The sequence below is a fragment of the Kitasatospora sp. NPDC085879 genome, assembly GCF_040686255.1.
Lineage (GTDB): Bacteria > Actinomycetota > Actinomycetes > Streptomycetales > Streptomycetaceae > Kitasatospora.
The window spans coordinates 1-19,880 of sequence record NZ_JBFBJZ010000019.1; the positions used below are offsets into that span (position 1 = coordinate 1).

The window sequence follows — 19,880 nt, forward strand, 5'->3', positions numbered from 1 at the left end:
CTCGGACAACGTGATCGACACGGCAGAAGGCCCAGGATGTGACACTCGAAAAGGGTAGCAACTTACCCTCGTGATTTGCGGCGCAAGACACTAGTGCCCGTAAGGACGGCTTCGCGAAGCTTGGGCACCGGCCCTCCCGGCACCTGACCGACGGCCGGACACGCTCGTACATACGGTCACCTGGTACAGGGCGCTCGAAGGCACCGGCGCCTCCTGCCGATCGGCGTGGCCCGGACGAGCGACTGAGCAGGCGACCGTGACAGCCCAGGAGCTGTACCGGGCGATGCTGCGCGACGGCGTCGCCCCGCGGCTGCGGGCGCTCGGCTGGAAGGGGTCCGGGCTGCGTTTCGAGCTCCCGGACCCGAACGCCTGGGTGCAGCTGGGGTTCCAGTCGTCCCGCTTCAACTCGGCCGAGTCGCTCGACTTCACGGTCAACATCTCGGTGATCGGCCGGGCGGCCTGGGAGAACCACCGCGAGGAGCACCCCGAACTCCCGGCCCGGCCCAACCCGGTCGTCCACTACGGCCGCCGCTTCGAACCGGTACGCATCGGCTACCTGCTCGCCGACCGCCGCGACACCTGGTGGAACATCTCCACCGACCAGCCCGGCGACGCCGTCGATCGGACCGCCGACGGCGTGGTCGCGGCGGTGGCCGACCAGGCCATGCCCGAGATCCGCCGCCGCATCGCCGCCATTTGATCCTGCCCACCGGGGCCGACGGACACCTGTCCGTCGGCCCTTCGGCGTTCTCGGGCGCGGGCCCGGCGGCGCTACGGGGGCGCTACGGGGGCGCTACGGCCGGGCGGCAGCATCGTCGGTGCGGGGCGGGGAGGACGGACCGGCGGGACGCCGGCGAGGTCGAGCCGCACCGCATTCGCACCGCATTGCCCGTACCGACCGACCGGCCGTCCCGTTTCTGAGCGGGCGCGGCCATACGATTGGAGTGGAACGTGCACCAGCGTCTCAAGCGGACCGCCACCCGGGCCGGCGTCATGGCCGCCGTCGCAGCGGCCGCCGTCACCGTCATGCCGACCGCCGCGCACGCTGCGACCTACAACGGCGCCTGCGGCTCCGGCTACGGCGTCATCGACTCGGGCGCCGTCACCGGCGGCACCGTGTTCCTCACGTACAACCGCTCCACCGGCAAGAACTGTGTGGTGACCGTCCGCAACACCGCGGGCGGCGCGAAGTACATGGCCGCCAGGGTCTCGAAGGCCAACGACCCGTGGAACTCGGATGAGGGCCAGTACACCACCTACGCGGGTCCGGTCTACGTCTCGGCCCCCGGCACCTGCATCGACTGGGGCGGCGAGATCGACGGCTCCACGTACTACCGCTACGGCGTGCACTGCGGCTGAGCCGCCCCCTGAACGCGTGTGCCGGCGGGAGCTGCCTCCCGCCGGCACACGCGGCTGTGCGGCCGCCCGGCGGCACGGCGCGGCGCGGTGAGCTGCTCCACCGCCCCCGGCCCACCGGCCCCACCCGGTACGGCCGGCCGCCGTCCGCCCGGGCGGCCGCACGGCACCACCCGCGCGGACGCGGCGTCAGAGCGCGCTGCCGGCCTTCCAGGTGGCCCAGTCCATGTTCCAGCCGTTGAGGCCGTTGGCGGGGTCGACCGGCCGGTCGCCGGAGTTCACCACTTCGACGACGTCGCCGACCAGGGATTCCTTGAAGAACGTGGCGCCGTCGGTCTGCGGATCGCCGGCGCCCTTGACGTCCCGCAGGGCGATGCAGCCGTGGCTGAGGTTCTGCTCGCCGAAGGCGCTCTCCGGCGACCAGTAGTTGCCGTGGATGAAGGTGCCGGAGCTGGTGAGGCGCTGGGCGTGCGGGACGTCGGGGATGTTGTACTCGTCGCCGAGGCCGACGGTCTGGGAGTCCATCTTGGTCTGCAGGTACTGCTCGGAGATGACGAGCTTGCCGCCCCAGGTGCGGGTGGCGGGGGCGCCGCCGATGATCGGGTAGGTGCCGGTGACCACGCCGTCGGTGGTGACGGTGAGGGTGTCGGCCGAGAGGTCGGCGACGCTGGTGCGGCTGCGGCCGACGGTGAAGGCGACGTCCTTGGACTGGGTGCCGTAGACGCCCCTGGCGCCCTCGACGTCCTTGAGCCGCAGGCTGAGGGTGACGACGGTGCCCTTGGCCCAGTACTCCTGCGGCCGGAAGTCGAGCCGGGTGCTGGAGAACCAGTGGCCGACGATCTCGACCCCGGGCCGGGCGGTGACGGTGATCGCCTCCTGGACGGCCCTGCGGTTGGTGATCGGCCGGCTGAAGTTGATCGAGACGGGCATGCCGACGCCGACGGTGGCGCCGTTCTCCGGGGTGAAGTGGCCGACGAAGGTGCTGGCGGGGGCGGCGGTGGCGAACGCCGCGTGCACGTCGGTCTCCAGGGCGTCCCGGTCGGTGGCGACCGCGGCGACGGTGTAGCGGGTGCCGCTGCTGAGCGGGGTGGTGGAGGCCCAGCCGAGCCCGTCGGCGGTGAGGGTGCCGGCGACCGCCCGGCCCCTGTCGTCGGTGGCGGTGACGGAGGTGAGGGTGCCCCCGGTGACGGCGACCTTGATCGGCCGGGTGAAGGGGGCCGCGGTGGCGCCGTTGGCGGGGGTCACGGTTATTCGTGCGGCCGAGGTCTTCGGGGTGTCGGCGCCCTTGGTGGTGGGCCCGCCGGAGGCGTTCCCGGCCGCGCCGCCGCTGCTGCCGCCGGTGTCGCCGTTGCAGGCCGCGACGAGCAGGGCGGGTGCGGCGAGCAGGCCGCCCAGGACGCCGCGCCGGGTCCAGTTGCTGCTCCCCGGCTGCTGGCTCTCGGGTGCCGTCACGTGGTTCTCCCTGCTGCTCGGCCGGCGCGGTCGGGCGCCCGGTACGGATCGTGAGCACGGCACAACGGGGCGAATACACCCGTTCGGCGCACATGCTTCAGACCGTACGAGAGTACTTGTCATACCTCCATATCGGACAAAAGGCCCGGTCCGGAAGGGTCCGGACCGGGCCTTGCCGCCGCGCGACGGTGCCGCGCGGGCGTGGCGAGGGCGTGACGAGGGCTACTCGACGCTGTACTCGTCCCAGCTCTCCTCGTCCGGGTCGAAGTCGGTGTGCGCCGACTCCCAGGTGGCCGAGGTCAGCTCGATGCCGGGGACGTCGCCGAGCAGCGCGACCGGGTCGATGAAGTGGGCGAGCGAGCCGGACGGGTCCACCTCGATGGCCTCGACGGACTGGGCGCGCTCCTCGTCGTCGAGGTACTCGTCGTTCTCGACCTGGGCGAGGGCGGCGGCCTTGAGGGCCTGCTCGTCGGTGATCTCGGCGATGAGTTCGATCTTGAGCCGTACGTAACGCGGTTCGTCCTGCGCGGGCAGGTCAGTGCTGGTCATGGCGGCGAGCCTAGGTCAGCCGACGGACGGACCCAAACCGTGCCTGGCCCGGCGGCGCGAGGAGGCGGGTGCGGGAACACGGAGAGGGCCGGCCCCCAGAGGCTGGGGACCGGCCCTCCCGTCTCCGCCGACGCTCCCCCACCCGGGAGCCGCGGAGACGCGCCTTTCGGCGCGATGGGTGCCGCGGGGGCCGCCGCACCCTGTGGATCGGTCGGAACCGAACAGGGGCGGGACGACGGCAACCCCCGCGGGCGGGACACGGAGGGCCGGGTCAGGGCCGACCGACGTGTCCGTGGTGACTGCGGGACCGGGGAGCCGCTCCCGACCTCCGCTGCCACCATGCTCGGCGTCTTGCCGTTGACCAATACGATGCACGACCGTTGTTAACGGGCTGATGCGCCGAGGTGACGTCGGTGTACCAACAGGTGAGACGACGCCCTTTCACCCGGTCGGCCCGCCGGGCCCGGTGACCGCGGATCAGCGGCCCGAGGCCGGCGACCCGCCGCCAGCGGCCCGGGGTCGGCGGTCCTGGGTCAGTGGCCGGCCCGGCTGGTGAGGAACGCCAGCAGGTCCTGGCGGGTGACGATGCCCTGCGGCTTGCCCTCGACGAGCACGACCACGGCGTCGGCCTTCTCCAGCACCGTCATCAGGTTGGTCACCGACTCGCCGGAGCCGACCACCGGCAGCGGCTTGGACATCACCTTGTCCAGGGTGTCGGTCAGCGTGATCTTCTGCGCGAAGAGGCCCTCCAGCAGCTCCCGCTCGACGATCGAGCCGATCACCTCGCCGGCCATGACGTCCGGGTGGCCGGCGCCGGGCGACACGATCGGCATCTGGGAGACGCCGAAGTCGCGCAGCACCTGGACGGCCTCGGCGACGGTCTCGTTGGGGTGCATGTGGACGAACTGCGGGATGCCCTCGTGCTCGAGGGCGTCCTTGCGGGCCAGCACCTCGCCGATGTGCGCCTCGTCGGTGGCGGTGGGCAGGAAACCGTAGTCGGCCATCCAGTCGTCGTTGAAGATCTTGGAGAGGTAGCCGCGGCCGCCGTCCGGCAGCAGCACGACGACCACGTCGTCCGGGCCGAGCCGCTTGGCGACCTCCAGGGCGGCGACCACGGCCATGCCGCAGGAGCCGCCGACCAGCAGGCCCTCCTCCTTGGCGAGGCGACGGGTCATCTGGAAGGAGTCCTTGTCGGACACGGCCACGATCTCGTCCGCGACGGTGCGGTCGTAGGCGGTGGGCCAGAAGTCCTCGCCGACGCCCTCCACCAGGTACGGGCGGCCGGTGCCGCCGGAGTACACCGAGCCCTCCGGGTCGGCGCCGACCACCTGGACCTTGCCATCGGAGACGTCCTTCAGGTAGCGGCCGGTGCCGGAGATGGTGCCGCCGGTGCCGACGCCCGCGACGAAGTGGGTGATCCTGCCGTCAGTCTGCTCCCACAGCTCCGGGCCGGTGGAGTGGTAGTGCGAGGCCGGGTTGTCCGGGTTGGAGTACTGGTCCGGCTTCCAGGCGTTCGGGGTCTCGCGGACCAGCCGGTCGGAGACGTTGTAGTAGGAGTCCGGGTGCTCGGGGGCGACGGCGGTCGGGCAGACCACGACCTCGGCGCCGTAGGCGCGCAGCGTGTTGATCTTGTCAGTGGACACCTTGTCCGGGCAGACGAAGATGCACTTGTAGCCCTTCTGCTGGGCCACGATCGCCAGGCCGACGCCGGTGTTGCCGGAGGTGGGCTCGACGATGGTGCCGCCGGGCTTGAGCGCGCCCGAGGCCTCCGCGGCCTCGACCATGCGCAGCGCGATCCGGTCCTTCACGCTGCCGCCCGGGTTGAAGTACTCGACCTTGGCCAGCACGGTGGCGGTGATCCCCTCGGTGACCTGGTTGAGCTTCACCAGGGGCGTGTTGCCGACCAGCTCGATGATCGAATTGCTGTACCGCACGGGGGTCCTCCCGATAGTGGCGCGTGTGACTGTGGGTGTCTAAAGGGTATGGCCACGGATGGCCGACGGCCGCCGATAGCGGCGCTGTCCGGACGGGTACTACGGGGTTACGAGGACTCTGGAAGACCGCACAAGGGGGTGCAGGATGCCAGGGGCACAGGCGTCGAGGGCCAGGGTGGCCCGCCGGATCGCGACGGCGGCCGCGTACGGCGGCGGCGGGATCGGACTGCTGGGCGTGGGGCTGGCCGGCTTGCTGCTGACCGAGAGCAGGCTGGCGGTCCGGGCGATCGGGCTGCTGGAGGGCGATCCGCCGCGTGCCGACGGCATCTACGGCGACGCGTTCACCGACTCCGGGGCGATCGCCCCGGCCTCGGACGAGCCGCCCCTGGTGCTGGCCTTCCTCGGCGACTCGACCGCGGCGGGGCTGGGCGTGAACCGCGGCCGGGAGACGCCGGGCGCGCTGCTGGCCTCGGGCCTGGCCTCGGTGGCCGAGCGGCGGGTGCGGTTGGTGAACGTGGCCAGGTCGGGGGCGCGCTCGGCGGACCTGGTCGACCAGGCGGCGCTGGCCGTGCCGCACCGTCCCGCGCTCGCGGTGATCATGATCGGCGCCAACGACGTGACCCGGCACAGCCCGGCGGCGCAGTGCGTGCGGCAGCTGGGCGACGCGGTGCGCATCCTGCGGTCGACCGGCTGCGAGGTGGTGGTCGGCACCTGCCCGGATCTGGGCACGATCAAGCCGGTGCGGCCGCCGCTGCGCTGGGTGGCCCGGCGGCTGAGCCGGCAGCTGGCCGCCGCGCAGACCATCGCGGTGGTCGAGGCGGGCGGGCGGACGGTGTCGCTGGGTTCGCTGCTTGGCCCGGAGTTCGCGACCCGGCCGGAGCTGTTCGCGGCCGACCGCTACCACCCGTCGGCGCAGGGCTACGCGACCGCGGCGATGGCGATGCTGCCCTCGCTGTGTGCGGCGGTGGACCTGTGGCCCGCGGAGGAGGACGCGGCGGTCGAGGCGCCGGCGGCGCAGGCGGTGCTGCCGGTCGAGGTGGCGGCGGCGGCCGCGGCGGGCCGCTCGGGCACCGAGGTCGCGGCGGCCGGCAGCGAGCCGGCGGCCCGGCGCTGGGCGCTGATGCGGCACCGGCTGCGGCTGGGTCTGCCGGGCACGCCGGTGCCCGAGGCCGCGTCAGCCAGCTCACACCCGGGACCGGGTGACGCCGGGGCTACTAAGCGGTAATTTTCCTCCCGAGTGTCATTGGAGGCAGACTTGCGGCCTCAAGTGAATACTCGCTAGCCGGTCACTCAGCGAGGAGCCCACCATGCCCGAAGCCGTCATCGTCAGCGCCGCCCGTTCGCCGATCGGCCGGGCCTTCAAGGGCTCGCTGAAGGACGTCCGGCCGGACGACCTCACCTCCCAGATCATCGGCGCCGCGCTCGCCAGGGTGCCGGAGCTCGACCCGCGGCAGATCGACGACCTGATGCTCGGCTGCGGCCTGCCCGGCGGCGAGCAGGGCCACAACCTCGGCCGGATCGTCGCGGTGCAGATGGGCATGGACTACCTGCCCGGCACCACGATCACCCGCTACTGCGCCTCCTCGCTGCAGACCACCCGCATGGCGCTGCACGCGATCAAGGCCGGCGAGGGCGACATCTTCATCTCGGCCGGCGTCGAGACCGTCTCCCGCAGCATCAACGGCACCTCCGACGGCATGCCGAACACCCCGAACCCGCTCTTCGACGAGGCGCAGGCCCGCACCGCCAAGCGCGCCGCCGAGGGCGGCGGCGAGTGGCACGACCCGCGCGAGGACGGCCTGCTCCCCGACGCCTACGTCGCGATGGGCCAGACCGCGGAGAACCTGGCCGCGCTCAAGGGCATCACCCGCGCCGACCAGGACGAGTTCGGCGTCCGCTCGCAGAACCTCGCCGAGCAGGCCATCGCGGCCGGCTTCTGGCAGCGCGAGATCGTCCCGATCACCACCCCGGACGGCACCGTCGTCTCGCAGGACGACGGCCCGCGCGCCGGCGTCACCCTGGACGCCGTCTCCGGCCTCAAGCCGGTCTTCCGCCCCGACGGCACCGTGACCGCCGGCAACTGCTGCCCGCTGAACGACGGCGCCGCCGCCCTGGTGATCATGTCCGACACCAAGGCCCGCGAGCTCGGCATCACCCCGCTCGCCCGGGTCGTCTCCACCGGTGTCAGCGGCCTCTCCCCCGAGATCATGGGCTACGGCCCGGTCGAGGCCACCAAGCAGGCCCTCGCCCGCGCCGGCATGTCGATCAACGACATCGACCTGGTCGAGATCAACGAGGCCTTCGCCGCCCAGGTGATCCCCTCCTACCGCGACCTCGGCATCGACATCGACCGCCTGAACGTCAACGGCGGCGCCATCGCCATCGGCCACCCCTTCGGCATGACGGGCGCCCGCATCACCACCACCCTGATCAACTCCCTGCAGTGGCACGACAAGCAGTTCGGTCTGGAGACCATGTGCGTCGGCGGCGGCCAGGGCATGGCGATGGTCATCGAGCGGCTGAGCTGAGCTGAGCCGAACACGAGCGACACGCCGTACGCGGCACGGGGAACCACCCGTTCGGAGTGACACTCCGTAATTGAGGGCCGGATCACACGCGAAACGTGGTCCGGCCCTCGATTTTTCATTTCCGGGCCGTTTCGTCGACGGAGCGGAATGGCTCGACTCCGCTCCGTCGACAGGTAGTACCTAACAATTTGGGGACAAGGGCGGAAGTTCCCTATAAATGGGACATCCACCACTGCAGTAACGGCCTCGCATGCGGCAATGTGGACGTGCAACCCCGTTCCACTCCTCGCAAGGAGTACATTCCGTGAGCGTCGTCTACATCTCTCTGCTGCTGATCCTGATCGTCGTCGCCTCCGTCGTGCTGCTCCAGGTCCGGGCGCTCTCGCGCCGGTTGGAGGAGCAGCGGACCGCCCCCGCCGGAACCGCCCTCGACGAGACGGCGATACGCCGGGCGGTCACCGCGGCGCTCGCGGCGGACCGGGAGCGGGAGATCACCGAGGCCCGGGCCTTCTGGGCCGAGCAGGAGGCGCGCGCCGCGGAGGACGCCCCGATGTTCGAGGGTCCCTTCCTGAGTGTCGGGGAGGAATGGCCGCTGTTCTTCCCGCGGCCGACCGGCCCGGAGAGCGCCGCGGACAACGGCACGATGGACCCGGGATTCGGCGAGGCGCTGCGGAGCGCGCTGGAGGACATCATCAACGAGGGCGGCCCGGAGGGGGGCGTGCTCCCCGGCCACCCGTCGCAGGGCGGCACCCCGGTGCCGGCCGAGGCCGGTTCCGACGTCCGCGCCCGCCGTGAGGCCGACCTGATCGCGACCGGCCTGGAGGCCGGCCTGCTGGACGCCGAGGTCGAGGCCGAGCCGGCCGTCGCCCCGGACCCGCGCCGTCACCCCTCGCACCCCGACTTCGTGCCGAGCCAGACCCCGTCCCGGGAGTGGACGGACACCCGGCTCGCCGCGCTGGCCGACGAGAAGATCGCCCTCACCGACGTCCGTCCCGGCCCGCTGGGCACCCTGGACGTGTACGCCTTCGCCGACGGCACCACGCTGTGCGTGGCTCCCGGCGACCGCGAGGCGGCCTACCGCCTGGTCGACGCCGTCTCGGCCGGCGAGGACGTCCGGCTGCTCGGCGGGTCCCGGTTCTCCGGCTCCTACTCGCTGACCTTCTCCACCGACGACGACGCGGTGTACGTGCTGGCCGACCGGGTGGTCGCGAGCATCTGAACCGTCCGACGCGTCACCGGCCGAGGGCCGGTCGGGCGACCCCGCGGGGTTGCCCGACCGGCCCTCGGCCGTTCGCGTCTCAGGCGGTGAGCCGCTCGGTCTCCCGGACGGCGGCCAGCGCGGCGGCGACGGCCTCCGGCCGGCCCTGTGCGGCGAGCACCAGGTCGTGTCCGGCCACGGAGAGCTGGTCGCCGACCGCGAACGGGCCGGCGTCCGGCACCTCGCGCGGCGGCTCGCCCTCCAGTTCCAGGGCGGCCGAGGCCAGGCTGCGGGCCAGCGCCAGCCCGGCCCTCGCCCGGGACGGGTGGCCGGGCACCGCGGCGAGCAGCCGGCTCTGCGGCATCGAACGGAACCGGTCCGCGAGGCGGTCGACGGCGTCGACCAGGTCGGCGGCGGACGGCAGGGGGGCTTCGGACATGCAGCGAGGGTATCGGGCCCGGACAGGCCGAAGCCCCCGGGAGCGGGGCTCTCGGGGGCTTCGGTGCGGGTCCGGGACGAGGTCAGTCGTCGCCGCGGAGGATGGCGATCAGGCGCAGCATCTCCAGGTAGATCCAGACCAGGGAGAGGGTGAGGCCGAAGGCGGCGCGCCAGGCCTCCTGCTGCGGGGCGCCGCCGCGGATCGCGTTCTCGATCTCGGCGAAGTCCAGCGAGAGGAAGAACGCGCCGAGGGCGATGCCGATCAGGCCCACCGCGATGCCGAGCGGGCCGGAGCGCAGGCCGAAGTCGGCGCCGAACATCGAGGCGATCATGTTGACCAGCAGCAGGCCGAGGAAGCCCATCGCGATGGCCAGGCCGATCCGGGTGTACCGGGGGGTGACCCGGATCCGGCCGCTCTTGTAGGCGATCAGCATGGCGCCGAAGACCACCGCGGTGCCGAGCACGGCCTGGACGGCGATGCCGGGCCAGATCGTGTTGAAGACCTTGGTGATCGCGCCGAGGAAGAAGCCCTCCAGGGCGGCGTAGGCGAGGATCAGCGGCGGGCTGACGCTGCGCTTGAAGGTGATGACGAGGCCGACCACGAACGCGGCCAGGGCGGCGCCGGCGGCGAAGCCGTAGCCCTCGTCGGGCAGCGCGAACCACGCGAGGGCGCCGAACGCGACCAGGGTGAGCAGCGTGAGCGTCGTCCGGGCGACCACGTCGTCCATGGTCATCCGGCCGGTCTGCAGCGGGCCCGCGGACGGGGCCTGGTACATCTCGACCAGCTGGTCGTCCGTCAGCTGGGTGCCGTCGGGGCGCGCGTACGGGTTGGCGCCGTAGGGGTTGGCCGCGTAGGGGTTGTTGGCGTACGGGTCGCCGGCCTGGGGCGGCCGGGTGGCGTCGAACCCCGCGTATCCGGTGTCGCGGGTGAAGGACCCCTCCCGCGAGAAGACCGGGTTGCTGCTTCTCATCTCATTCCCTCCGGGGCGGCGCGACGCTGCCCACCGAACCAGGGTAATGGTTTGGCAAAGGAATGCGCGTACGCCGTGAGGAGGATCTCCTCCGGCGCCACAGTGGCGCTGGTGCCCGGGGCCGGACTCGAACCGGCACGGCCTCGCGGCCAAGCAGTTTTAAGCTGCCCGTGTCTGCGTTCCACCACCCGGGCGTGAACCGCGCGCCCGTGTGCGGGCTGCCCCTGAGCCTAGTCGCCCGGGTCCCGGTTTCGCATGTTCCACGGGCCGGAAGTTGTCATGTTTCCTTGCCATCTGACGAACAGTCCGTGATTCGGCCACCTGCCCGGCGATATCCGGCCAGCCGCCGTTCTCAGGGTCGGTGTCATACCGCAGGAGGAGGGCGGGAGTTCCGGATACGCCTGGCGGCGGTCGCCGCAACCGTTCGCCGGAGCGACGGATCCCATGATCACGCACGGGAGGATCGAGTAGACCAGCCGTACCCTCCCCGACAGGAGTTCCCGTGACCACGACGACCGCACCCGCCGTCCGCACCGGCCAGGCGGCCGCCCGAGCCAACGGGCTGAGCAAGGTCTACGGGGAGGGCGAGACCCGCGTGGTCGCCCTCGACAGCGTGAGCGTGGCCTTCGCGCAGGGCGAGTTCACCGCGATCATGGGCCCGTCCGGCTCCGGCAAGTCGACCCTGATGCACTGCATGGCCGGGCTGGACACGGTCTCCTCGGGTTCCGCCACGATCGGCGAGACCGAGCTGGTCGGGCTGCGGGACAAGCAGCTCACCAAGCTTCGCCGGGACAAGATCGGGTTCGTCTTCCAGGCCTTCAACCTGCTGCCCACGCTGACCGCGCTGGAGAACATCACCCTGCCGATGGACATCGCGGGCACCAAGGTCGACCAGCCGTGGCTGGACCGCGTGGTCGACACGGTCGGCCTCTCCGGTCGGCTCACCCACCGCCCGTCGCAGCTCTCCGGCGGCCAGCAGCAGCGGGTGGCCTGCGCCCGCGCGCTGGCCTCCAAGCCGGAGATCATCTTCGCCGACGAGCCCACCGGCAACCTCGACTCCCGCTCCGGCGCGGAGATCCTCTCCTTCCTGCGCAACTCGGTGCGCGAGCTCGGTCAGACCGTCGTCATGGTGACGCACGACCCGGTCGCCGCCTCGTACGCCGACCGGGTGGTGTTCCTCGCCGACGGCCGGATCGTCGACGAGCTGACCGCCCCCACCGCCGACTCCGTCCTGGACCGCATGCGCCGCTTCGACGCCAAGGGCCGCACCAGCTGACACGACGTCCGCCGCCCGCCCGCACCCACACCTCCAGGACTCACACACCCATGTACCGCACCGCACTGCGCAATGTGCTGGCCCACAAGGGCCGACTGCTGATGACGGCGCTCGCCGTCCTGCTGGGCACGGCCTTCGTGGCCGGCACCATGGTCTTCTCCGACACGCTCGGCGAGGGCATGAAGAACAGCCTCTCCAAGAGCTACTCGGACGTCTCCGTCCTGGTCACCGACACGGTCGCGGACTCCCCCTTCCGTGCCAAGGACCGGAGCGGCCCGAACCAGGGCAAGCTCACCGACGACACCGTCGCGAAGATCGCCGCGCTGCCGGGCACCGAGCGGGCCCGCGGCACCGTCGGCGGCTTCGTCGGCGTGGCCGACCGCAAGGGCGACCTGATCGGCCAGGGCTGGGCCTCCCGGGGCGGCAACTTCGCCCCGGACGCCTCCGGCAAGGACTCCCGCTACCCGATGGTCGAGGGCCGGGGCCCGCAGGCCGAGCGGGAGATCGCGCTCGACCGCCGCACCGCCGAGAAGGGCGGCTTCCACGTCGGCGACACCGTCCGGATCGCCTCCACCGGCCCCGCCAGCGAGCGCACCCTGGTCGGCGTCTTCACCACCGACGACCCCGAGATCGAGTCGGGCGGCACGCTGACCCTCTTCGACCGGGCCACCGCGCAGCAGCTGCTGCTCGCGCCCGGCCAGTACAGCACCATCACGGTCACCGCGAAGCCCGGTACCTCGCAGAACGAGCTGCTGCAGAAGATCACCGCCGTGCTGCCCGGTAACGGCCAGATGCAGGCCGAGACCGGCCAGGAGCTGACCGACCGCCAGACGAAGATGATCGCCGACGGCACCACCGGCATGAAGACCGCCCTGCTCGCCTTCGCCGGGATCTCGCTCTTCGTCGGCATCTTCATCATCGCCAACACCTTCACCATGCTGGTCGCCCAGCGCACCCGTGAGCTGGCCCTGCTGCGCGCGGTCGGCGCCGGCCGCGGCCAGGTGACCCGCTCGGTGCTGATCGAGGCGCTGATGATCGGCCTCGTCGCCTCGGCGGCCGGTCTCGCCACCGGCATCGGGATCGGCGCCGGCATGCGCGCGGTGCTCGACGCGCTGGACGCCGGCCTGCCGGCCGGCCCGCTCGTCGTCGCCCCCGCCACCGTCGTGGTCTCCCTGGTGGTCGGTGTCGTGGTGACGACGCTCTCCGCACTGCTGCCCGCCGTCCGCGCCTCGCGGATCGCCCCGGTCGCGGCGATGAGCAGCGGCGACCAGCCCGCCGCGCCGAAGAGCCTGATCGTGCGGAACGTCATCGGCGGCCTGATCGCCGCGGGCGGCCTGGGCCTGGTGGCCGTCGGCGCCGCGGCCGGCGACTCCTCCGGCCGGATCCCGGTCGCGGCCGGCGCGGGCCTCGCCCTGATCGGCATCTTCATCCTGCTGCCGCTGCTGTCCCGTCCGGTGATCGCGCTGGTCGGCCCGCTGCTGCGGGCGACCGCGGGCACCGCCGGCCGGCTGGCCCAGCAGAACGCGGTGCGCAACCCGCGCCGCACCGCCGCCACCGCGGCCGCGCTCACCATCGGCCTGGCCCTGGTCAGCTCGCTGACGGTGCTGGGCGCCTCGGTCGGCGACGCCGTCGACCGCTCGGTGACCAGCAGCATGACGGCGGACTACAGCATCAAGACGGCCAACGGCATCTCGCCGGACCCGAAGCTGGCCGCCGCGGTCGCCAAGGTCCCCGGGGTGTCCGCGGTCAGCCCGATGTCGGACGTCTACTGGAAGCTGGGCTCCACCGAGCGCGCGATCAGCGGTGTCGACGCCGACGCGGTCGACAAGGTGGTCGCCCTCACGCTGGACAGCGGCTCCACGGCCGCGCTGAAGCAGGGGCAGATCCTCGTCCAGGCGGAGACCGCGAAGAGCAACAACCTGTCGGTCGGCTCGACCCTGCCGGTCGAGTACCCGGACGGCGGCACCGCCCAGGTCACCGTCGGCGGCGTGTTCCAGAAGAACGAGCTGCTCTCGCCGGTCGTGATGGCCAACACCGAGGTCTTCAAGCACACCGAGGACCCGTACGTCACCCAGATCCTGGTGAAGACCGCGGACGGCCCGACCGATGCCCTGCGCAAGGCCATCAAGGACGCCACCGGCAGCAACCCGGTGATCGACGTGAAGACCAAGCAGGACATCCGGGACGAGTACAGCAAGATCATCACCTTCATGCTGAACCTGATGTACGGCCTGCTGGCGATGTCCGTGCTGGTGGCGGTGCTCGGCGTGGTGAACACCCTGGCGATGTCCGTCTTCGAGCGCAAGCGGGAGATCGGCATGCTGCGCGCCATCGGCCTGGACCGACGCGGCGTCAAGCGGATGGTCCGGCTGGAGTCGGTGGTCATCTCGATGTTCGGCGCGGTGATCGGCGTGCTGCTCGGCTGCTTCCTGGCCTGGGCGGTCAACGGCACCCTGGAGTCCAGCATGCCGGGGCTCGGCACGGTCGTCCCGTACGGCAAGCTGCTGGTCTTCCTGGCGCTGGCCGGGCTGGTGGGCATGGTGGCGGCGATCTGGCCGGCCCGCCGGGCCTCCCGCCTGGACATCCTGGGCGCCATCAAGACCGACTGACGCACCGCCCGTCCACAGGGCCCCCGGCACCCTCCCGGTGCCGGGGGCCCTCGCCGTTCCCGCAGGAGACCGGGGCACACGGCACAGGACACGGGTCAGGACACACGCAGCGCCCGGCGCGGGACACGACGAAGGCCCCTGCCCGGTTACGGCAGGGGCCTTCGGTCACTTCTGTACTCCGCCCGACTCGCACGGCCGGCTGAGCACCACGGAGGTCGTGGTCCGGCGACGTTGCCGGGCGGAGGGCCTCCGACTCATCCCCGGCCTGCTCGCGCCGGGGCCACAGTCGCTTACTTGCTGGTGGCCAGCTCCTTCTCGACGGCCGGCTTCGCCTGGGCCGGAATCGGCTTGGCGGGGCCGGCGGCCTCCTGGAACGCCTCGAACGGCTTCTCCATCTCGGCGAGGCCGACGGTCTCGCGCTTGAGGAACATCGCCAGCGTCCAGTCGGTGAAGACGCGGACCTTGCGGTTCATGGTCGGCACCCGGCTGCCGTGGTACAGGCGGTGGAACCACCAGGCCGGACGGCCCTTCAGCTTGTACTTGCCGAAGAGGATCGCCACACCCTTGTGCAGGCCGAGGCCGGCGACCGCACCGAGGTTCTTGTGCTTGTACTCCTTCTGCGGGAAGCCCCGCATGCCGGAGATCACGTTGTCGGCGAGGACGAGCGCCTGACGCACCGCGTGCTGGGCGTTCGGCGGGCACCAGGCGCCCTCGCCGACGGCGAGGTCCGGCACCTGGGCGTTGTCGCCGGCGGACCAGACGTAGTCGAAGCCCTGCACCTGGAGGGTGGGCGCGGTGTCCACGTGGCCGCGGGGGCCGAGCGGGAGGCCGAAGTTGGCCAGCACCGGGTTCGGCTTGACGCCGGCCGTCCAGACGATGGTGGAGGCGTCGGCCTCGACACCGTTCTTCAGGACGACGTGCTGGTCGACGCAGGAGTCCATCGAGGTCTCGATGTAGATCTCGATGTTGCGCTCTTCGAGCTTCTCCTTGGTCCACAGACCGAGGTCCGGGCCCATCTCGGGGAGGATGCGGTTGGCCGCCTCGACGAGGATGAAGCGCATGTCGTCGCGGCTGACGGTCTTGTAGATCTTCGCCGCGTCGCGCGCCATGTCCTCGATCTCGGCGATCGTCTCGACACCGGCGAACCCGCCGCCCACGACCACGAAGGTCAGGGCCTTGCGGCGGATGTCCGCGTCCGCGGTCGACTCGGCCTTGTCGAGCTGCGCCATGACGTGGTTGCGGAGGCTGATCGCCTCCTCGACCGTCTTCATGCCGATGCCGTGCTCCGCGAGACCCGGGATCGGGAAGGTGCGGGAGACCGAGCCGGTGGCCACGACCAGGTAGTCGAAGGGCAGCTCGTAGGCGTCGCCGGCCGCGGGCTGGATCGTGGCGACCTTGCGGGCGTGGTCCACGCCGGTGACCGCACCGGTGAGCACCTCCGCCTTCTTGAGGGCGCTGCGCAGCGGTGCGACGAGGTTGCGAGGCGCGACGTTGCCGCCGGCCGCCTCGGGAAGGAAGGGCAGGTACGTCATGTAGGACCGCGGGTCGACGACCGTGACGGTCGCCTCCCCGTAGCGCATCTTCTTGAGGATGCGCATCGCGGCATACAGGCCGACGTAACCACCGCCGACAATGAGGATGCGAGGACGCTCCGTGGTGCTCATATCGGAAAGTATCCACCCCCATCTGACGGGCACTTCGTGAGGCCCGTCACAAGCCTCTGGACACCCCCTGCTACACTGCGCGCCCGCATTTCGAGGGTGTGGCCGTCCGCTCACGCGTCGACGGGGGGTCGGGTGAGCCCGGGGGCGGTTATGGCCGCGCTGAGCAGCAACGATCCCGGTGGCGCCCGAGTTCCCGAGCGGAATTTCGAATCCATCGGCCATCGGTGAGCCCTGCCTGCGATCCGCTGGCTGAACACGGAGGGCGACCTTCGGTCCCACATAACGGACGGAGCGGACACCGGGGTGCGTCGATCAGGCGGTCGGCCATGTGAAGAAATTCACGAAGGTTCTCGCGACACGCCGCCCGGCAGGCGGCCCGGGGCGCCGCGGAGGCGCGCCGGGGCCGCTCGGGTAAGCCCCTCAGCAGGTCAGCGGGCAATACTCCAGGCGATGCCGTCGAGGATGTCGTGCTCGCTGACGACCACCTCGGCGGCGCCGGTGCGCTCCATGATCTCCAGCAGGACCAGGGCGCCGGCCCCGATGACGTCGGCCCGGCCGGGGTGCATCACCGGGATCGCCAGGCGCTCGGCGTGGGTGGCGTGCAGCAGCCGCCCGGCGGTCTCCCGGACCTGCGCCACGCTCAGCCGGGCGTGGTGGATCGTCGCGGAGTCGTACTCCGGGAGGTCGAGGGCGATGCCGGCCACCGTGGTGACGGTGCCGGCCAGGCCGACCAGGGTGGCCGCCTCGGTGAGCGGCACCGTCTCGGCGGCGGTGTCCAGCGCGGCCAGGATGTCGGCCTTGGCACGGGCGATCTGATCGTCCGTCGGCAGCTCGGCGCCGCCGAAGTGCCGCTCGGTCATCCGGACGCAGCCGATGTCCACCGAGCGGGCGGCCTGCACCTCCTCGCCGCCGAGCACGAACTCGGTGGAGCCGCCGCCCAGGTCGAAGACCAGGTACGGGGGCTTGAGGGAGCCGCCGGTGAGCTCCTTGGTGGCGCCGGTGAAGGAGAGCCGGGCCTCCTCGTCGCCGCTGACCACCTCGGGGACGACGCCGAGGATGCCGCGCACGCCCTCGGTGAACTCGGCGGCGTTCTCGGCGTCCCGGGAGGCGCTGGTGGCGACGAAGCGGATCCGCTCCGGGCCCACGCCGTGCGCCGTGATGATCTCCGCGTACTCGCGGCAGGCGGCGAACGTGCGCTCCAGGGCGTCCGGGTGGAGCCGGCCGGTGGAGTCGACGCCCTGGCCGAGCCGGTTGATGACCATCCGGCGGTCGAGGTCGGTGATCTCCCCGGTGGCCGGGTCGAGGTCGGCGATCAGCAGCCGGATCGAGTTGGTGCCGCAGTCGATCGCGGCGACCCGGGTGGCGGTCACTGGCCCTCCTCCTCTTCGCGGGCGCGCTTGGCCGCGCGCTCGGCGGTCTTCTGCTCCTTGGCCGCGATGACCGCGGCGTGGTCCTGCTCCTTGGCACGGTTGCGGGCGACCCGCTCCCCGGCCGCCTCGACCTCGGCCGGGGAGACGCACGGGCCCTTGGCCCACCAGTCCTCCAGCATGCCGATCGCCTCGTCGCCGAACGGGTTGACGCCCGGGCCGGCGGCCAGCGAGTGGCCGACCAGCACGTGCAGGCACTTCACCCGGTCGGGCATGCCGCCGGCGCTCGGGAAGCCCTCCAGCACCTCGATGGCGTCGCGGCGGGCGATGTAGTCCTCGTGGGCGGCCCGGTAGGCGGCGGCGAGCTCCGGGTCCTCGGCGAGGCGGGCGCTCTGATCCTTCATCACACCGTCGGCCTCCAGGGTGCCGATCAGCGAGGCCGCCTTGGGGCAGGTCAGGTAGTACAGCGTGGGGAAGGGCGTGCCGTCGGGCAGCCGGGGTGCCGTCTCGACCACGTCGGGGTTGCCGCAGGGGCAGCGGTGGGCCACCCCGCGCAGCCCGCGCGGGACCCGGCCGAGCTGGGCGGCGATGGCGGCCACGTCGGCGTCCGGCACGGCGCTGTCGGGGGTGGTGGCAGGGTGCTGTTCAGAGGTCATGGCGTGGCGTCTTCGTGAGGAGCGGGCGTCGAGTCGGCCAGGTCGACCGATTCGAGGACGGTGGTGTACCAGGGCTTGGCCGCCCGGACCGGGCCGGTGGGCAGCGCGCCGGCGGAGGCCGGGCCGGGGGGTGCGGACGGGTCGACCGAGACGAACGGGGTCTCACCGGGCATCGCGAAGTGCAGCCGCTCGCGGGCCTGCGCCTTCACGTACTCCGGGTCCTGCCAGCGGGCCTTCGCCCGCCGGAGCTCCTCGACCTGCTGCCGGGCGTGCTCCGCCCGGGCCCGCTGGTCGGCGATCTCCGAGCGCTGCGTCAGGAACTGCCGGGTGGGGTAGGCCAGTATCGCCACCAGCGAGCACAGGACGAGCACGAGCACGGTCGCGCGGCTGGTGAAGCGTGGCCGCCCCGCCAGTCCCGGGATCTTCCACATCGCTCGTACCCCTCCTGCTCGCGCCGGTGCCCCGGCCCCCACCCTACGGGGTGGTTGCCGGGGCACCGGTCCAGCGGCCGTGTGTCAGCCCGCGGGTGTCAGCCCTCGTACTTGTACCGGGGGAAGGCACCGCGGCCGGCGTACTCGGCGGCGTCGTCGAGGATCTCCTCGATGCGCAGCAGCTGGTTGTACTTGGCGACGCGCTCGGAGCGGGCCGGGGCGCCGGTCTTGATCTGGCCGCAGTTGGTGGCGACGGCGAGGTCGGCGATGGTGACGTCCTCGGTCTCGCCGGAGCGGTGCGACATCATGCAGCGGTAGCCGTTGCGCTGGGCCAGCTCGACGGCGTCCAGGGTCTCGGTGAGCGAGCCGATCTGGTTCACCTTCACCAGCAGCGCGTTGGCGGTGCCGGTCTCGATGCCGCGGCGCAGGCGCTCCGGGTTGGTGACGAACAGGTCGTCGCCGACCAGCTGGACCTTGTCGCCCAGCTTGTCGGTCATGGCCTTCCAGCCGTCCCAGTCGGACTCGTCCAGCGGGTCCTCGATGGAGACCAGCGGGTACGCGGCGACCAGCTCGGCGTAGTAGTCGATGAGCTCGGCGGAGGAGATCGCCTTGCCCTCGAAGGTGTAGGCACCGTCGTTGTGGAACTCGGAGGAGGCGACGTCCAGGGCGAGCGCGACGTCCTTGCCCGGGGTGTAGCCGGCCTTCTTGATGGCCTCGACGATCAGGTCGAGGGCCTCGCGGTTGGAGTCCAGGTTCGGCGCGAAGCCGCCCTCGTCGCCGAGGCCGGTGGACAGGCCGCGCTCCTTCAGCACGCCCTTGAGCGTGTGGTAGACCTCGACGCCCCAGCGGACGGCCTCGGAGAAGGACTCCGCGCCGATCGGGGCGATCATGAACTCCTGGATGTCGACGTTGGAGTCCGCGTGCGAGCCGCCGTTGAGGATGTTCATCATCGGGACGGGCAGGACGTGCGCGTTCGGGCCGCCCAGGTAGCGGAACAGCGGCAGGTCGCTGGCCTCGGAGGCGGCGTGCGCGACGGCGAGGGAGACGCCGAGGATCGCGTTGGCGCCGAGCGAGGACTTGTCCGGGGTGGCGTCCAGGTCGAGCATGGCCTGGTCGATCAGGCGCTGCTCGGTGGCGTCGTAACCGACCAGCTCGGGGCCGATCTGCTCGATGACGGCGAGGACGGCCTTCTCCACGCCCTTGCCGAAGTAGCGGTTCTTGTCGCCGTCGCGAAGCTCCAGGGCCTCGAAGGCACCGGTGGAGGCACCGGACGGAACAGCGGCACGACCGGTGCTGCCGTCGTCGAGGCCGACCTCGACCTCGACCGTGGGGTTACCGCGGGAGTCGAGGATTTCGCGGGCTACGACGACATCAATGGACGGCACGAGGCATCTCCTAGCGGAAGCGGATGAGGGTCGTTACGACCAGAGCCTAACCGCACGGGCCCGCCG

17 protein-coding genes and 1 tRNA gene are annotated in these 19,880 nt (G+C 71.8%); 7 read left to right on the top strand and 11 right to left on the bottom strand.

The window, feature by feature from the left end:
• Nucleotides 1-256: 256 nt before the first annotated feature.
• Together AB0P35_RS16635 and AB0P35_RS16640 are read left to right on the top strand one after the other, a co-directional pair.
• A complete protein-coding gene (locus AB0P35_RS16635) occupies nucleotides 257-700 on the top strand; it encodes a DUF4304 domain-containing protein (RefSeq protein ID WP_363511263.1) in 444 nt (147 codons plus the stop codon).
• 251 nt (nucleotides 701-951) lie between these two features.
• Nucleotides 952-1,359, top strand: a complete 408-nt coding sequence (locus AB0P35_RS16640) for a spore-associated protein A (RefSeq protein WP_363511265.1) — start codon at nucleotides 952-954, stop codon at nucleotides 1,357-1,359.
• A 186-nt stretch (nucleotides 1,360-1,545) separates the two neighbouring features.
• Here the strand turns inward: AB0P35_RS16640 and AB0P35_RS16645 are convergent, their stop codons facing one another.
• The 3 genes from AB0P35_RS16645 to AB0P35_RS16655 form a co-directional block, all read right to left on the bottom strand.
• Nucleotides 1,546-2,808: an Ig-like domain-containing protein gene (locus tag AB0P35_RS16645; RefSeq protein ID WP_363511267.1), complete on the bottom strand. Its 1,263-nt coding sequence runs from the start codon at nucleotides 2,806-2,808 to the stop codon at nucleotides 1,546-1,548.
• A 222-nt stretch (nucleotides 2,809-3,030) separates the two neighbouring features.
• Complete coding sequence (locus AB0P35_RS16650; RefSeq protein ID WP_095873395.1) at nucleotides 3,031-3,357, bottom strand: hypothetical protein; 327 nt, start codon at nucleotides 3,355-3,357, stop codon at nucleotides 3,031-3,033.
• Nucleotides 3,358-3,890: 533 nt separating this feature from the next.
• Nucleotides 3,891-5,291: a cystathionine beta-synthase gene (locus AB0P35_RS16655; RefSeq protein ID WP_363511269.1), complete on the bottom strand. Its 1,401-nt coding sequence runs from the start codon at nucleotides 5,289-5,291 to the stop codon at nucleotides 3,891-3,893.
• Nucleotides 5,292-5,436: 145 nt separating this feature from the next.
• Here AB0P35_RS16655 and AB0P35_RS16660 point away from each other — a divergent pair, with 145 nt between their 5' ends.
• From AB0P35_RS16660 to AB0P35_RS16670, 3 genes are all read left to right on the top strand, one after another.
• Complete coding sequence (locus AB0P35_RS16660) at nucleotides 5,437-6,516, top strand: SGNH/GDSL hydrolase family protein (protein WP_363511271.1); 1,080 nt, start codon at nucleotides 5,437-5,439, stop codon at nucleotides 6,514-6,516.
• 82 nt (nucleotides 6,517-6,598) lie between these two features.
• Nucleotides 6,599-7,819, top strand: a complete 1,221-nt coding sequence (locus tag AB0P35_RS16665; protein ID WP_363511273.1) for an acetyl-CoA C-acetyltransferase — start codon at nucleotides 6,599-6,601, stop codon at nucleotides 7,817-7,819.
• Between the two features lie 304 nt (nucleotides 7,820-8,123).
• The gene (locus tag AB0P35_RS16670; protein WP_363511275.1) at nucleotides 8,124-9,038 is read left to right on the top strand and encodes a hypothetical protein; all 915 of its coding nucleotides are present in this window, start codon (nucleotides 8,124-8,126) and stop codon (nucleotides 9,036-9,038) included.
• A gap of 79 nt (nucleotides 9,039-9,117) precedes the next feature.
• On the opposite strand, the gene AB0P35_RS16675 is transcribed toward AB0P35_RS16670, so the two are convergent.
• The 3 genes from AB0P35_RS16675 to AB0P35_RS16685 all read right to left on the bottom strand — a co-directional run bounded on the left by AB0P35_RS16675 (nucleotide 9,118) and on the right by AB0P35_RS16685 (nucleotide 10,620).
• Nucleotides 9,118-9,456, bottom strand: coding sequence for a hypothetical protein (locus tag AB0P35_RS16675; protein WP_363511277.1), 339 nt, complete (start codon nucleotides 9,454-9,456; stop codon nucleotides 9,118-9,120).
• Between the two features lie 82 nt (nucleotides 9,457-9,538).
• A complete protein-coding gene (locus AB0P35_RS16680; protein WP_363511279.1) occupies nucleotides 9,539-10,426 on the bottom strand; it encodes a Bax inhibitor-1/YccA family protein in 888 nt (295 codons plus the stop codon).
• A gap of 109 nt (nucleotides 10,427-10,535) precedes the next feature.
• A tRNA-Leu gene (locus tag AB0P35_RS16685) sits at nucleotides 10,536-10,620 on the bottom strand.
• Nucleotides 10,621-10,928: 308 nt separating this feature from the next.
• Here AB0P35_RS16685 and AB0P35_RS16690 point away from each other — a divergent pair.
• Nucleotides 10,929-11,702, top strand: coding sequence for an ABC transporter ATP-binding protein (locus tag AB0P35_RS16690; protein WP_363511281.1), 774 nt, complete (start codon nucleotides 10,929-10,931; stop codon nucleotides 11,700-11,702).
• A 50-nt stretch (nucleotides 11,703-11,752) separates the two neighbouring features.
• On the top strand, nucleotides 11,753-14,311 hold the full coding sequence (locus AB0P35_RS16695; RefSeq protein WP_363511283.1) for an FtsX-like permease family protein: 2,559 nt from the start codon (nucleotides 11,753-11,755) through the stop codon (nucleotides 14,309-14,311).
• A 290-nt stretch (nucleotides 14,312-14,601) separates the two neighbouring features.
• Here AB0P35_RS16695 and AB0P35_RS16700 read toward each other — a convergent pair whose 3' ends face one another.
• The 5 genes from AB0P35_RS16700 to eno all read right to left on the bottom strand — a co-directional run bounded on the left by AB0P35_RS16700 (nucleotide 14,602) and on the right by eno (nucleotide 19,814).
• Nucleotides 14,602-15,975 carry an FAD-dependent oxidoreductase gene (locus AB0P35_RS16700; RefSeq protein WP_363511285.1) on the bottom strand — a complete coding sequence of 458 codons (1,374 nt, stop codon included), beginning with the start codon at nucleotides 15,973-15,975 and terminating at the stop codon, nucleotides 14,602-14,604.
• A gap of 428 nt (nucleotides 15,976-16,403) precedes the next feature.
• On the bottom strand, nucleotides 16,404-17,345 hold the full coding sequence (locus tag AB0P35_RS16705; RefSeq protein WP_363511287.1) for a Ppx/GppA phosphatase family protein: 942 nt from the start codon (nucleotides 17,343-17,345) through the stop codon (nucleotides 16,404-16,406).
• Nucleotides 17,342-17,998 (bottom strand): DUF501 domain-containing protein, encoded by a 657-nt coding sequence (locus AB0P35_RS16710; protein ID WP_363511289.1) that lies wholly within the window; start codon nucleotides 17,996-17,998, stop codon nucleotides 17,342-17,344. Before AB0P35_RS16710 ends, AB0P35_RS16705 begins: the two co-directional genes overlap by 4 nt.
• Complete coding sequence (locus tag AB0P35_RS16715) at nucleotides 17,995-18,429, bottom strand: septum formation initiator family protein (protein ID WP_095873407.1); 435 nt, start codon at nucleotides 18,427-18,429, stop codon at nucleotides 17,995-17,997. The genes AB0P35_RS16710 and AB0P35_RS16715 overlap by 4 nt, the downstream gene beginning before the upstream one ends.
• 98 nt (nucleotides 18,430-18,527) lie before the next feature.
• Nucleotides 18,528-19,814 (bottom strand): phosphopyruvate hydratase, encoded by a 1,287-nt coding sequence (gene eno / locus AB0P35_RS16720; RefSeq protein ID WP_030270828.1) that lies wholly within the window; start codon nucleotides 19,812-19,814, stop codon nucleotides 18,528-18,530.
• Between the last annotated feature and the right edge of the window lie 66 nt (nucleotides 19,815-19,880).